A 12,784-nucleotide genomic window follows, 5' to 3' on the forward strand; every position below is an offset into this window, starting at 1 on the left:
AGTGGTCTTCAGCCCTGCTCACTCTCATAGCGGTCCAGGGTATCGCGCGCAATTTCCCGGCCCAGGGCGATCAGTTCCGGCGCCTTGTAGAACTCGAAGAACCGGCACACCCGTTTCGGCACGTTGATCAGCACGTCCGGCGGATAGCCGGCGATCTTGTACTGTGCCAACGAGGTCTGCATCACCTCGAAACTCTGGTTGATCAGATCCAGCAGCGACGCCGGCCCGACGTTGTCGATGATGAACGAGCCAGTGGCCGATTTCGGCGCGCCGTCACGCTCCGGGGCGGCGGCCGGTTGTTGGGTTTCCGGCTCGGCGCCCTCGACCCACGGATTGATCTCCGCCGCTTCGGCGCGCAAGGCTTCCTGTTCCAGCAACAGTAATTGTTCGGCCTGTTTGCGGCGGAACGGCAGCTTCGAGCCGAGGGAGCTGATCAGACTGTCGAAGCGGGTGCGGAACGCTGCCGGACGCTGGATCACCGGGAGTTTGTAATGACGCTGATTGGTGGCGTTGAGGTTGACCGCGATGATCAGATCACAGTGGCTGGACACCACCGGCACGATCGGCAACGGATTGAGAATGCCGCCGTCCACCAGCATCCGGTTGCCTTGCATCACCGGGGTGAACAGGCTGGGAATCGCCGCCGACGCACGCATGGCCTGATGCAGGCAGCCTTCCTGGAACCAGATTTCCTGCTGGTTGGTGAGATCGGCGGCCACCGCCGTGTAGGGGATGCGCAGGTCTTCGATGTTCATGTCACCGACGATCTTGCGGATCTGCCCGAAGACCTTTTCCCCCCGGATCGCGCCGAGGCGGAAACTGACGTCCACCAGCCGCAGCACATCGAGGTAATCCAGGCTTTCGATCCAGTTGCGGTACTCGTCGAGTTTGCCGGCGGCGTAGATCCCGCCGACCACCGCGCCCATCGAACAACCGGCAATGCAGGCGATGTCGTAGCCGCGTCGTTCGATCTCTTCAATGACCCCGATATGGGCATAACCCCGGGCGCCACCGGAGCCCAGCACCAGTGCGACACGTTTTTTCATCGAACATCCTCCCCGGCAAGGTTCCACAATGCACCCATCGAGGGGCGGGGGACAATCGGCGGGGTCGCCTGCAATGCCGAGGGCGTCGTTTTTTCGATACTTCCGGCCCTGGCGGCGCTATCTTTCGCTGATGGCGGTTTGCGCACGGGCCAAGGCACTTTTTCGCCGCCCGACCGTCTTACCTGCACGACTGTTGACCTACTTTGAGGTGTGAGTGATGAAAGCCTGGATCTGTGTGCCGTTGATTGCCCTGGCATTGGCCGGTTGTGCCGGGAAAACCGCGTACCGCGACACCTGTGGCACCCAGCTCGATGCGGCGTGGCATGAGCTGGACCTGGCCAAGGCCGAGGGTTTCGCCGGGACGGTCAGCTACTCCAAGGCCCTGTCGCTGCTGACGGCGGCCAAGACCCAACAGCAATTCGAGGGGTTCGAAGGTTGCAGCAAGAAAGCCGAGAAGGCGCGTTTCTACATTCGCGAATCTCGCGCCGGGCGCTAAGCTGCTGACATGACGCAAGGGCAGGATGCCCTTGCAAGCGCACACTTGTGCAACGCCATTTCCAGGAGCAAGCGATGTCCGCGTTGGTTGATCGATTGGTGGCCCACGTCCTGAGCCTTGAAGTCAGACTGCTCGCCTGTCAGGCGCGTCTGACCGCGCGTACCGATCCTGAGGCGTTGCACGATCTGCGCACCACGGTGCGGCGCTTGCGCAGCCTGCTGCGGCCGTTGCGTGGCCTGCCGGGCGTCGAGCAACTGGAAGACGCGGCCGCCAGTGTCGGGCAACTGACCACGCCCTGGCGGGATCGCGAGGTGCTGGCGGCGTATCTGCTCAAGCACGATCAACCGCAGGCCGCGCAACGGCGCATGGCGCAAATGGCCGAAGCGTATCCCGCATTGGCCGCAAGCCCCGAGCTGGCTTCGCTGCTGATGATCCTCGATGCCTTTCCACGCTTCCTGCGGGCATCCCAGCGCCAGGGCTTGCTCAAGAGCCTGGATAAACGCATCGAAAAACGCTTGGGCAAGCAATGGAAGAATCTCGACGAAGCGCTGCATGACCCGGCCCATGACCGCCATCGTCTGCGCCTGCTGATCAAGCGTGTACGTTATGGCATCGAAGCCTATCCCGAACTTGATCGCCTGCCCGAAGCGGCGCTGCCGCGCCTGAAGTCCGCGCAAGGCGCACTGGGCGACTGGCACGATTGCTGGCAGTGGCTGGCCAAAGCCGAGCAAGAGGCGGATCTGCAACCCTGCGTCGACACCTGGCAGGCGACCATGATCCAGGCCGAAATCAAGGCTGACCGGGTGCTGGAAAAACTCAGCTCGAGTTGTTTCAAAGCGTCCTGAACCCCGCAAAATTTTAATGAGAGGTCAGATCGCTGGCGGCCTATCTGTCAGTCTCTTTGACCGGAATAGACGCTGTGCCGCTCTGTCAGGCTGGTTAAGATCGCTGCATTCCTTTTCCAGTGTTCGAGGTTTCCATGCGCTTTAGCGATCTGCTCGATGCCGTCCGTCATCAATCGGACGTCACCATTCCGGCCGAATGGGGTCAGGGTCGCGCCAGTTTCGGCGGACTGGTGGTGGCGCTGCAATATGAGGCCATGCGCGCGAGGGTGTCTGCGGATCGGCCGGTGCGGTCGCTGGCGATCACCTTCGTCGGGCCGGTCGAACCCGAAGTGCCGGTGAACTTCGAAGTTGAAATCCTGCGCGAAGGCAAAGCGGTCATCCAGGTGCTGGGTCGCGCCGTGCAGAACGGCCAGGTCGTCACGCTGGTACACGGCAGTTTCGGTGCCCCGCGCACCTCGGAAGTGGCGGTGCCAGCACATCCCGCGCCTGAGATGAAACATTGGGAGGAGTGCCAGGAACTGCCCTACATCAAAGGTGTGACGCCGGAGTTCATGCGCCATCTGGCGATGCGCTGGAGTGTCGGTAGCATGCCGTTCACCGGCGCCGAATCGCGGGACATGGGGGGCTGGGTGCGGCTGCGTGGCGATGTGAAGGAAGAGCCGGTCAGCGAGGCGCATCTGCTGGCACTGGTCGATGCCTGGCCTCCGGCGCTGCTGCCTTATCTGAAGAAACCGGCACCGGGCAGCACGCTGACCTGGACCATCGAGTTCGTGCAGCCGTTACGTGACTTGAGCACGCTGGACTGGTGCAAGTATCTGGCGCAAATCGAGTATGCGGCCGACGGTTACGGCCACGTCGCTGCCAAGCTGTGGAGCGCGGAGGGCGAACTGATTGCCATGAGCCGGCAGACCGTGACCATCTTCGCCTGACTCAATGCCGGCGGTGGCGTTCGCGCCAGGCGCGATACCAGCCGCCACTGAGGAAAAAGCGCGGAAAGGTCAGAAACTGCTCGACCAGCAGACGCGAAACCGCGTCCTTGCGATCACTGAACGGCTCGGAGGCTTGCGCCTCCAGGCTGTGACCGTGGCGCTGCAACCCCAGCGCTGCGATGATGCCAATCACGCCGATGGCGACGTTCACCAGACTCAGGCTGAACACCCCGGACACGATCAGCAGAAACGCGACAATGAACAGCGGCACGGCAATCAGGTGCAACACCAGATTGGTCGGATGCTGGTGATTGTGCGGGTACGCGCGCCATTGCCACGCGGGAAGATTGGGGTGACGTTTGCCCATGTTGCTACTCCTCATTCCATGTTGGACACATGCCTGAAGAATAGGCCCGGGCGCAGAGGGCGGCGAATCAAGGTTCGCTATGGAAGTGATAGCGGTAATGGTCGGGTTCGATGTTCACGGGCAAGCCTTCACAAGGACAACACTTTCCAATGTGGGAGTGGGCTTGCCCGCGAAGAGGCCATCAAAGTTTCAACTGACCAATCGCCTTGTTCAATTCCCCGGCCAGCGTTGCCAGTTCATTGCTGGTGGTCGCTGAATCCACGGTCTGTTGCACGGTGTTCTCGGTGACATCGCGAATGCTCACCACCGCCCGGTTCATCTCCTCGGCGACCTGGCTCTGTTGTTCCGCCGCCACGGCGATCTGCGTGTTGCTCTCGCGCATCTGCGCCACCGCGCCGGTGATTTCCGCCAGCGCTTCGCCGGCCTCCTGCGCCTGTTGCACGCAGTCGTCGGCCTTAAACGAACTTTCCTGCATGAAGTCCACCGCATCCCGGGTGCCGGCCTGCAACGCCGAGACCATGGTGGTGATTTCATCGGTTGAGGTCTGCACGCGTTTTGCCAGGTTGCGCACCTCATCGGCAACCACCGCAAAACCGCGTCCCATCTCCCCGGCGCGGGCCGCTTCGATGGCAGCGTTGAGCGCCAGCAGGTTGGTCTGCTCGGCGATACTATGAATCACGCTGACCACCCCGTTGATTTTCTGGCTGTCCTCGGCCAGACGCTGGATCATCTCGGCGGTCTGCTGCACGCCGCTCGACAGCCCGGCGATCGAGTGTTGCACCCGGGTCACCACTTGCTGGCCGCTGCCGGCCAGGCCATCGGCGGTCTGCGAGAGGTCGCGCGTCGCGCCGGCATGCTGGGCGATGTGGTAGACGGTGGCGGTCATTTCGTTGATCGCCGTCGCCGCCTGATCGGTTTCGCTCTGCTGGCCGAGCATGCCGTGACGCACCTCGTTCATGCTCGACGCCAGTCGCGCGGCGCCGACGTCGAGCTGGCGGGCGGTGTTGGCGACGGTGCTGACCACGCGCTGATAACCGGCCTGCATTGCGTTGAACGCATTGGCCATCTGCCCGACCTCGTCCTTGCCGGCCAGCGGCACGCGGGCGGACAGGTCACCGCTTTTTTCCACATGCAGCATCACGTCTTTCAAGGTGTTGAGCTGGCTGAGCAGGAAGCGGATGAGCAATTGCGAAGCGCCGAGCATTGCCAGCATCAGGATGAATACGGCTACCGCGTAGTGGGTGAAGCGCTCGCCGAACACTTGGCTAAGGCTCGGGGCGTAGGCGATCACGGCGACTTGCTGGCCATCGGCGCGACTGAACACCTCGGCGCCCAGCAGCGGATTTTCGCCGAACAGCGGCATCGGGTTGATTTCGATCCAGCCTGTGCTGTCGGTGATTTCCAGCAACGGTTGATCGTTGAGTCGCGGCGCTTCACCGCGTTTGAAGGTCAACACCTGATCGGCCTTGGGCAACGTCTGTCCGGCCGGCCAGGCCTTGAGCAATTGCGCCTGGGCTTGGGCCGAGGCCTGCGCGGCATGACGGCGGGCCTGTTGTTCGAGTTGCACGGCGTACAACACCAGCAGCAGGGTGGTGACGAAGGCGACGGCGTTGACCGCCCAGAATTTGTATTTCAGCGAGATATTGCTAAGCCAGGCACCCATGGAAGGTCTTCTCTGATAGCGGAAACAGTTTTGGCAAGGTGCCATTATTGTGCCGGTATCGAGAGGTCGGACTTTTGATATGCGTCAACGAGTGATGCTGTGAGTGCGGGTAAGCCCGCTCTCACAAGTGGCGGCCTGGTCAGTCAGGAGAGGGCGGGGAGGTTGAAGAACGCTCGGGCGCAGGCGGTGGTATGGGCAGCCAGGTCTTCCTCGGTTTCGCCCCGGTGTAGGGCCACTTCACGCAGCACTTCTGTGAGGTACGCCGGCTCGTTGCGACCGTTCTTCGGTTTCGGACGCAGGCTGCGTGGCAGCAGGTACGGCGCGTCGCTTTCCAGCATCAGGCGTCCGCGTTTGATCTCTTTGACCAGCGGGTGCAGGTGCGTGCCACGGCGTTCGTCGCAGATCCAGCCGGTGATGCCGATGTGCAGGTCCAGGTCCAGATAACTGAACAGCGCTTTTTGCTCGCCGGTGAAGCAATGCACCACGGCGGCCGGCAATCGATCGCGGAAGTCCTTGAGAATGTCCAGCAGGCGCTGACTGGCGTCGCGTTCGTGGAGAAACACCGGCAATTGCAGTTCGACGGCCAGGGCAAGATGTTCTTCGAGGACTTTTTCCTGCTGCGGACGCGGCGAGAAATCGCGATTGAAATCCAGCCCGCATTCACCCACCGCCACCACGTTCGCTTCTTTCAGCAGACTGCGCAGGCGCCGGGCGCTGTCGGCGTTCCAGTCGCTGGCCGAATGGGGATGGATGCCGGCGGTGGCAAACAGCCGCTGGCCGTCTGCGTCCAGTTGCCGGCACAACTCCAGAGCCTGTTCGCTGCCCTCGACGCTGGTCCCGGTCAGCACCAGTTGGCAGACCCCGGCAGCGTAAGCGCGATCGAGCACCGCCTGGTGTTTGTCGGCGAAACTGGGGTTGGTCAGGTTGACGCCGATATCGATGAGTTGCATGGTGCTACCTCGGGCCGAAGGCCGGAAAGCATATCAGAGCTGTAGATTTATAAGAAAAGCCAAGAACTACAACGGCTTATGGCTGTCTGTTGAGGCCGCGAGGCAGGTTGGGTTGGCACAATTGCCATCACTGTGCCAGTCTCTCGCACTTTATCAGCGCTCCAGGCGCTCTGTTTTCGTCGGTGTTTTTGACCGTTCAGCGGTGAAAACACCCCGTATTCTTTCCGGAGAGTGGATGGTTCGTCCCTCGGTTTTGCTCCTGTTGTGTGGATCGCTGCTGCTGCCGATGACGGCGGTTGCGCGCCTGCCCGGGCCGCTGCAAGCCGTGCCGGCGGCCAAGGTGCGCGACCTGAGTGAAATCCGCAGCAGCCGGGTCTTGCGGGTGCTGGTCAACCAGAGCCGCAACAGCTCCGGTGAAGTCCAGGGCCAGGCCATCGGCATCGAATACCACCGCCTGCGCGCCTTCGAGCAATACCTCAACGGCCACGCCCGCGACGGTCAGGAAATCACCCTCAAGATCATTCCCAAAGCCAAGGACCAATTGCTCGGCGCCTTGCAGCGTGGCGAGGGCGACCTGGTGGCGCCGGGCGAGTTGCTCGAGCTGCAACCCGGCCACGCGGTCGCCAGCAGCGAACCGCTCGCCAGCAATGTGCCGCTGGTACTGGTCGGCATCAAGGGCGAGCGGCGCTACACCAAGGTCGAGCAACTGTCCGGCAAGACTCTGGCGCTGCCCACCGGTAGCGCGGCGGGGGAGGCGGTCAGCCAGCTCAATCAGAAACTGGCGCTGCACAAACTGGCGCCGATCAAGATCGAATGGGTCGATCCGACGCTGGCGGTCGAAGATGTGCTGGAAATGGTCCAGGGCGGGATTTTCCACCTGACCATCGTCGAGCAACCGATTGCCGAGCGTTGGGGCAAGATCCTGCCCAAACTGCGCTTCGACCGGCAGTTGATGATCAGCGAGCCGGGCGAGGAATACTGGTTCGTTCGGCGCGATGCGTCGATGCTGCGGGCGAGCATCGATCGCTTCCTGGCCGGCTACAAGAAGCCGTCGAACGAAGATGCGGCGTTTTTGCGGATCTATCGCCGGCTTTACCAGGTTCACTATCCGCTGGCCAAGGCTGATCGCCAGCGCCTGGAAAAACTCCGTCCGACCCTGCAAAAGCACGCCGAAGCGCAAAACATGGACTGGCTGAACCTTGCTGCGCTGGCGTTCAAGGAGTCGGCACTGCAGCCCAGCGCGCGCAGCGGCAATGGCCCGACCGGGCTGATGCAGATCACGCCGTCGGCGGCGCAGCGGGTCGGGGTCAGTAATATCCAGAATCTTGATGCGAACGTGCAGGCCGGCGCCAAGTACCTGGCGATGATCCGCCGCAAGTTCTTCAACAGCCCCAAGCTCAACGAACGCGAGCGCATGGCGTTCACGCTGGCCGCCTACAACATCGGCCCCGAGCGGGTCCAGGGCATGCGGGCCGAGGCGCGGCGACGCGGCTTGAACCCGAACCAGTGGTTCTTTCAGGTCGAGCGCATCGCCATGGAGCAAGTGGGGATGGGCCCCGTCAGCTATGTTAATAGCGTGAACAAATACTACTTGGCGTTCGACCGGGAGCGGGAGTCGCTGGAGCCCGGGGGACAGAAAGTTGTCTCACGCAAATGATCTAATAAATTGATTGTTATGGCGGAATATTTGCGCTTTTAACATGATATTTACTGATTAATATAGCGGCCAATCCACACACACTTTCCCAAGCAAGGAACGACAAACATGAGCTCTCTGATCAACAAGGTACTGTTCACCCGCGCTGGCTACGGCCTGACCATTCTGCGTATCGCTGTCGGCGTGATCTTCGCCGCCCACGGTTCGCAGAAACTCTTCGGTCTGTTCGGTGGTTACGGCCTGGCAGGCACCGCGCAATACATGGAAAGCATTGGCCTGACGCCTGGCTACCTGATGGCAACGCTGGCTGGCGGCACCGAGTTCTTCGCCGGTCTGGCGCTGATCATCGGTCTGCTGGTGCGCCCGGCGGCGCTGGGCCTGACCTTCCTGTCGCTGGTGGCGATCTTCACTGTCCACATCAGCAACGGTCTGTTCATGGCCAACAACGGTTACGAATTCGCCCTGGCCCTGCTCGGTGGCAGCCTCGCGGTACTGATCGAAGGTGCCGGCAAGCTCTCAGTGGATCGCGCCATCGCCGGTTGAGCGCTCTGGCTCAAGCCAAAGGCCCGCATTGCGCGGGCCTTTTTTGTTGCGGCTGATTCTTGACACTCGCCGGTCACGTTCTCTAGGATGCCACTCATGCGCCGATTTAAACAGCTACTTGCGGGGCGCCAGGTGACTCATTCAGTTGCCGTAGAAGCCGGAACAACGGCTTCGAAATACCGCTAAAGCGCTGGTTCGGTGTTGCCTCTCACCTGCCATGCAGACTTTGAGGCAGAGACACGACACGATGAATGCACTTCGCCCTCCAGCACGTCCCGCGCCGATCACGGCACACGTTACCCAGCGCAATCCAAAAATCCTGCTTGGCGGCAAGCACCAGCCGACGCTGTTGCGTTATCTCGACGGCTGGCCACGTCGCAGCGGCGGTCCTGCCGCGTTCCTCATCCAGTTTGTCGAAGACGGCGAGTCGCTGGCGCGTTTTGCCGATGACAGTTTCGATCTGGCGGTGATTCAGGCGCCGAGCCAGGAGGATGCCCCGGAAATGATCCGCCAGCTGACCCGCGTCGCCCGCCAGGGCCTGATCGCACGGCGTTAGTCCTGCGGGCTCAGGGGTATTCGATCGCCACGATGTAGACGAACTGTTCCCCGGTCGGTGTCTGTACCCGGACTTCGGCGTCCAGAACCTTGCCGATCAAGGCGCGGGCCAATGGCGAGTCGATGCTGATCAGACCCAGCTTCAGGTCCAGTTCATCCGGGCCGACGATGCGGTAGCGCGATTGCTTGCCGTCCTCGTCCTCGATGGTGACCCAGGCGCCGAAGTAGACCTTGTTCGGATCGCTGGGTTTTTCGCTGACAACCTTCAAGGCTTCGAGTCGCTTGGTCAGAAAGCGCACGCGACTGTCGATCTCGCGCAGCATCTTTTTGCCGTAGGTGTACTCGGCATTTTCCGAACGATCGCCCTGCGCCGCCGCCTCGCTGACGGCCTGTGTCACTTGCGGCCGGCGCACATGCCACAGCTCATGGAATTCGGCGCGCATCCGCGCTTCACCTTCGGGGGTGATCAGCGCGGTGCCAGCGGTGCGGGGAGGGCGATAACGGCTCATGGCAGGTTCTTGTGATGGAGACGGCCGGAGTCTATCAACCCTCGCGCAACACTGTCAGCGGACTTGCGTTGAGCGCCCGACGCGTGCCGAACACCCCCGCGCCACCGATCAGCACCGCGCCTATCAGCGGCAGCACCAGCAGCCATGGATGCGGATGCCACGGCAGGTCGAAGGCGTAGCGATACAACACCAGACTCACCACTTCCGAACCGATCGCCGCGAGCAATCCGCTGACTGCGCCCAGCAGACCAAATTCGATCCGACGCGCCTTGATCAACAATTGCCGCTCGGCCCCCAGTGCGCGCAACAACGCGCCTTGGCGAATGCGTTCATCGAGGGTTGCCTGCAACCCGGAGAACAGCACAGCCATTCCCGCCGCCAACACAAATAACAATACATATTCAACGGCCAAGGTGACCTGGGCGAGGATGCTGCGCAGTTGCTCGAGCAAGGCCTCGACCTGAAGAATGGTCACCGCCGGGAAGGCCCGCGACAGTTCGACGATCTGCTGGTCATGACCCGGCGCCAGATAGAAACTGGTCAGGTAGGTCGCCGGCAGATCCTTCAGCGTGCCGGGCTGGAAGATCATGAAGAAATTCGGCTGGAAGTTGTCCCAGTTGATTTCCCGCAGACTGGTGACCTTCGCTTCGCGGTTGACCCCGCCGACGCTGAACACCAGATGATCGCCGAGTTTGAGCTTGAGGCTTTCGGCAACTTTGCCTTCTACCGATACCCCCGGCACATGGTCCGATGGCTGCTCGCTCCACCACGAGCCGGCGGTGAGCTTGTTGCCCGCCGGCAGGTCGGCGGCCCAGGTCAGGCTCAGGTCACGCTGGATGGCGCGGTCGCCCGCCGAGTCCTTGCTGACGATTTGCTGCACCGCTTCGCCATTGATGCTGATCAGGCGACCTGGCACTACCGGATACAACGGCGCGGCTTGAGCTGAAACATTGACCAGGTGATCGGCGAAGGCTTGTTTGTCCGCCGGCAGGATGTTCAGGGCAAAGTAGTTCGGCGCGTTTTTCGGCAACTGGTTTTGCCAGGTGTCCAGCAGTTCGCCGCGCAGCAGCGCGATCAGCGCCATGGACAACAGAATCAGACCGAAGGCCAGTGACTGACCGGCCGCGGCCAGCGGATGACGCAGCAATTGTCCCAGTCCGAGCCGCCACGGCAAGGACGCGCGGGCGAGCAGACGACGCAGGCTGTTCAGCAGCAACAGCAGCAAACCGCCCAGCACCAGCGCGGCGACCACGCCACCGCCGAGCAAGGCAAACGTCAGCAGCAGATCCAGGCTCAGACGCCACATGATCAGGCCGAGCGCACCGAGCGCCGCGCCGTAGACCATCCAGGTGCTTGAGGGGATCGGCAGCAGGTCCCGACGCAACACCCGCAGCGGCGGCACGCGACCCAGCGCTGCAAGCGGCGGCAGGGCGAAACCGGCCAGGGCCACCAGCCCGGTGCCGATTCCCGCCAGCGCTGGCAGCAAACCACCCGGCGGCACGTCGGTCGGCAGCAGATCGTGCAACAGCGCGAACAGTCCCAACTGCGCCAGCCAGCCGAGCAGGGCGCCGCTGAGGCTGGCGAGCAAGCCCAGCACCGTCAGCTGCAAACTGAACAGCACCATGGTTTCCCGTCGCGACAAACCGAGGCAGCGCAACAAGGCGCTGGCGTCAAAACGGCGGCTGGCGAAGCGGTTCGCCGATAATGCAACGGCCACCCCGGCCAGCAACACGGCGACCAGACTCGCCATGTTCAGGTAGCGCTCGGCCTTGCCCAGGGCGCCGCCGATCTGCCGGTTGCCGTCGCGGGCGTCCTGGATCCGCTGATTGGCCGCCAGTCCTGGCTTGATCAACTGTCGATAGGTTTCCAGTGCCTGGGGTTGGCCGCGCCACAGTTCGCGGTAGCTCACCCGGCTGCCGGGTTGCACCACGCCGGTGGCGGCGAGGTCGTCGAGGTTGATCAGAACCCGTGGCGTGAGACTGTAGAAATTGCCGGCGCGATCCGGCTCGTACGTCAGCACCCGCGTCAGCTTTAGCGTCTTCATGCCGACGTCGATGCTGTCACCGATCTTCAGGTCCAGCGCAGTCAGCAAGCGCGATTCGACCCAGGCTTCGCCGGGTTGCGGTTCGCCGCCGGCCTCTTCCGTGGCGTAAGGGGCGGGGGCGCTTTTCAGTTCGCCGCGCAGCGGATAGGCGCGGTCGACCGCTTTGATACTCGACAACTGAATGCCGTTGTCCGTGGCGATGACGCTGGAAAACTCCACGACCCGCGCATGATCGAGGCGCAGCTCGGTGCCGCTCTTGATCTGTTCGGGGCGGGCCGGCGAGCTGCCTTCAAGCAACAGGTCGGCGCCGAGAAACTCGGTGGCGCGCAACATCATGGCGCCGTTCAGGCGCGCGCCGAAGTAGCCGATCGCGGTGCTTGCGGCCACCGCCACCAGCAGGGCGAAGAACAACACCCGCAACTCGCCGGCGCGGGCATCGCGCATGAGTTGGCGCAGGGCGAGACTGAACAGACGCAACAGCGGCAGACGTGCCATCAAGGCTCCAGAGGGGCGACCAGCAGGCCGGCTTCAAGTCGGATCAGGCGCCGGCAGCGATGGGCCAGGCGTTCGTCGTGAGTCACCAGCACCAGCGTCGTGCCGCGCTCCTTGTTCAATTCGAACAGCAGATCGCTGATGCGCTCGCCGGTATGGCTGTCGAGGTTGCCGGTGGGTTCGTCGGCGAACAACACGTCCGGTTCGGCGGCGAAGGCGCGGGCAATCGCCACGCGTTGTTGCTCACCGCCGGAGAGCTGGCGCGGCGAGTGGGTCAGGCGCTGGCCGAGACCGACCCGTTGCAGCAGTTCGGTGGCGCGACCACGGGCGTCTTTGAGGCCGTCGAGTTCCAGCGGCAGCATGACGTTTTCCAGGGCGTTGAGACTGTCGAGCAGCTGAAATGACTGGAAGACGAAACCGACGTGTTCGGCGCGAATGCGCGCTCGCTGGTCTTCGTCGAGATTGCTCAGGCCCTGGCCGGCGAGGGTGACTTCGCCGCTGCTGGGCAGGTCGAGCCCGGCGAGCAGGCCCAGCAGGGTGGATTTGCCGGAACCGGACGCGCCGACAATCGCGAGGCTGTCGCCCTTGTTCAGTTCCAGGCTGAGTTCGTGCAGGATGGTCAGTTCACCTTCCGCGCTGGGAACCACTTTGCTAAGGTTCTTCGCGGTGAGAATGCTTGCGCCCATGG

At 62.6% G+C, this 12,784-nt stretch carries 13 protein-coding genes; 6 read left to right on the forward strand and 7 right to left on the reverse strand.

The annotated features are described in order from the left end of the window. Positions 1-8: 8 nt before the first annotated feature. Positions 9-1,046 carry a patatin-like phospholipase family protein gene (locus N8H74_RS13065; protein WP_217830769.1) on the reverse strand — a complete coding sequence of 346 codons (1,038 nt, stop codon included), beginning with the start codon at positions 1,044-1,046 and terminating at the stop codon, positions 9-11. 217 nt (positions 1,047-1,263) lie between these two features. Here N8H74_RS13065 and N8H74_RS13070 point away from each other — a divergent pair, with 217 nt between their 5' ends. From N8H74_RS13070 to N8H74_RS13080, 3 genes are all read left to right on the forward strand, one after another. Next, positions 1,264-1,542: a hypothetical protein gene (locus tag N8H74_RS13070; RefSeq protein WP_217830770.1), complete on the forward strand. Its 279-nt coding sequence runs from the start codon at positions 1,264-1,266 to the stop codon at positions 1,540-1,542. 74 nt (positions 1,543-1,616) lie between these two features. Beyond that, on the forward strand, positions 1,617-2,387 hold the full coding sequence (locus tag N8H74_RS13075) for a CHAD domain-containing protein (RefSeq protein ID WP_217830771.1): 771 nt from the start codon (positions 1,617-1,619) through the stop codon (positions 2,385-2,387). Between the two features lie 134 nt (positions 2,388-2,521). Then, positions 2,522-3,316, forward strand: a complete 795-nt coding sequence (locus N8H74_RS13080; protein ID WP_262148018.1) for an acyl-CoA thioesterase domain-containing protein — start codon at positions 2,522-2,524, stop codon at positions 3,314-3,316. Position 3,317: 1 nt separating this feature from the next. Here the strand turns inward: N8H74_RS13080 and N8H74_RS13085 are convergent, their stop codons facing one another. The 3 genes from N8H74_RS13085 to N8H74_RS13095 all read right to left on the reverse strand — a co-directional run bounded on the left by N8H74_RS13085 (position 3,318) and on the right by N8H74_RS13095 (position 6,296). Further along, entirely contained in the window at positions 3,318-3,683 is a 366-nt protein-coding gene (locus N8H74_RS13085; protein ID WP_217830773.1) for a terminase, read from the reverse strand. 181 nt (positions 3,684-3,864) lie between these two features. Beyond that, positions 3,865-5,346, reverse strand: coding sequence for a methyl-accepting chemotaxis protein (locus N8H74_RS13090; protein ID WP_217830774.1), 1,482 nt, complete (start codon positions 5,344-5,346; stop codon positions 3,865-3,867). Between the two features lie 143 nt (positions 5,347-5,489). Continuing rightward, positions 5,490-6,296 (reverse strand): TatD family hydrolase, encoded by an 807-nt coding sequence (locus N8H74_RS13095; protein ID WP_262148020.1) that lies wholly within the window; start codon positions 6,294-6,296, stop codon positions 5,490-5,492. Between the two features lie 235 nt (positions 6,297-6,531). On the opposite strand from N8H74_RS13095, the gene N8H74_RS13100 reads away from it, so the two are divergent. From N8H74_RS13100 to N8H74_RS13110, 3 genes are all read left to right on the forward strand, one after another. Next, complete coding sequence (locus tag N8H74_RS13100) at positions 6,532-7,953, forward strand: transglycosylase SLT domain-containing protein (RefSeq protein WP_217830776.1); 1,422 nt, start codon at positions 6,532-6,534, stop codon at positions 7,951-7,953. Positions 7,954-8,061: 108 nt separating this feature from the next. Next, on the forward strand, positions 8,062-8,496 hold the full coding sequence (locus N8H74_RS13105; RefSeq protein WP_007950955.1) for a DoxX family protein: 435 nt from the start codon (positions 8,062-8,064) through the stop codon (positions 8,494-8,496). Between the two features lie 247 nt (positions 8,497-8,743). Next, on the forward strand, positions 8,744-9,052 hold the full coding sequence (locus N8H74_RS13110) for a class I SAM-dependent methyltransferase (RefSeq protein WP_262148025.1): 309 nt from the start codon (positions 8,744-8,746) through the stop codon (positions 9,050-9,052). A 10-nt stretch (positions 9,053-9,062) separates the two neighbouring features. Here the strand turns inward: N8H74_RS13110 and greB are convergent, their stop codons facing one another. The 3 genes from greB to N8H74_RS13125 are packed head-to-tail and all read right to left on the reverse strand — an operon-like array spanning position 9,063 to position 12,782. Continuing rightward, positions 9,063-9,560, reverse strand: coding sequence for a transcription elongation factor GreB (greB, locus tag N8H74_RS13115; RefSeq protein WP_262148027.1), 498 nt, complete (start codon positions 9,558-9,560; stop codon positions 9,063-9,065). A gap of 34 nt (positions 9,561-9,594) precedes the next feature. Beyond that, positions 9,595-12,099, reverse strand: a complete 2,505-nt coding sequence (locus tag N8H74_RS13120; RefSeq protein ID WP_262148029.1) for an ABC transporter permease — start codon at positions 12,097-12,099, stop codon at positions 9,595-9,597. Continuing rightward, positions 12,099-12,782, reverse strand: a complete 684-nt coding sequence (locus N8H74_RS13125) for an ABC transporter ATP-binding protein (protein WP_262148031.1) — start codon at positions 12,780-12,782, stop codon at positions 12,099-12,101. Before N8H74_RS13125 ends, N8H74_RS13120 begins: the two co-directional genes overlap by 1 nt. Between the last annotated feature and the right edge of the window lie 2 nt (positions 12,783-12,784).

Source organism: Pseudomonas sp. B2M1-30, from assembly GCF_025447575.1.
Lineage (GTDB): Bacteria > Pseudomonadota > Gammaproteobacteria > Pseudomonadales > Pseudomonadaceae > Aquipseudomonas > Aquipseudomonas botevensis.

What these genes read in the sequence shown, in the direction of transcription:
- N8H74_RS13065 (WP_217830769.1), bottom strand. Translation starts at nt 1,046, where the DNA reads ATGAAAAAACGTGTCGCACTGGTGCTGGGCTCCGGTGGCGCCCGGGGT.
- N8H74_RS13070 (WP_217830770.1), top strand. Translation starts at nt 1,264, where the DNA reads ATGAAAGCCTGGATCTGTGTGCCGTTGATTGCCCTGGCATTGGCCGGT.
- N8H74_RS13075 (WP_217830771.1), top strand. Translation starts at nt 1,617, where the DNA reads ATGTCCGCGTTGGTTGATCGATTGGTGGCCCACGTCCTGAGCCTTGAA.
- N8H74_RS13080 (WP_262148018.1), top strand. Translation starts at nt 2,522, where the DNA reads ATGCGCTTTAGCGATCTGCTCGATGCCGTCCGTCATCAATCGGACGTC.
- N8H74_RS13085 (WP_217830773.1), bottom strand. Translation starts at nt 3,683, where the DNA reads ATGGGCAAACGTCACCCCAATCTTCCCGCGTGGCAATGGCGCGCGTAC.
- N8H74_RS13090 (WP_217830774.1), bottom strand. Translation starts at nt 5,346, where the DNA reads ATGGGTGCCTGGCTTAGCAATATCTCGCTGAAATACAAATTCTGGGCG.
- N8H74_RS13095 (WP_262148020.1), bottom strand. Translation starts at nt 6,296, where the DNA reads ATGCAACTCATCGATATCGGCGTCAACCTGACCAACCCCAGTTTCGCC.
- N8H74_RS13100 (WP_217830776.1), top strand. Translation starts at nt 6,532, where the DNA reads ATGGTTCGTCCCTCGGTTTTGCTCCTGTTGTGTGGATCGCTGCTGCTG.
- N8H74_RS13105 (WP_007950955.1), top strand. Translation starts at nt 8,062, where the DNA reads ATGAGCTCTCTGATCAACAAGGTACTGTTCACCCGCGCTGGCTACGGC.
- N8H74_RS13110 (WP_262148025.1), top strand. Translation starts at nt 8,744, where the DNA reads ATGAATGCACTTCGCCCTCCAGCACGTCCCGCGCCGATCACGGCACAC.
- greB (WP_262148027.1), bottom strand. Translation starts at nt 9,560, where the DNA reads ATGAGCCGTTATCGCCCTCCCCGCACCGCTGGCACCGCGCTGATCACC.
- N8H74_RS13120 (WP_262148029.1), bottom strand. Translation starts at nt 12,099, where the DNA reads ATGGCACGTCTGCCGCTGTTGCGTCTGTTCAGTCTCGCCCTGCGCCAA.
- N8H74_RS13125 (WP_262148031.1), bottom strand. Translation starts at nt 12,782, where the DNA reads ATGGGCGCAAGCATTCTCACCGCGAAGAACCTTAGCAAAGTGGTTCCC.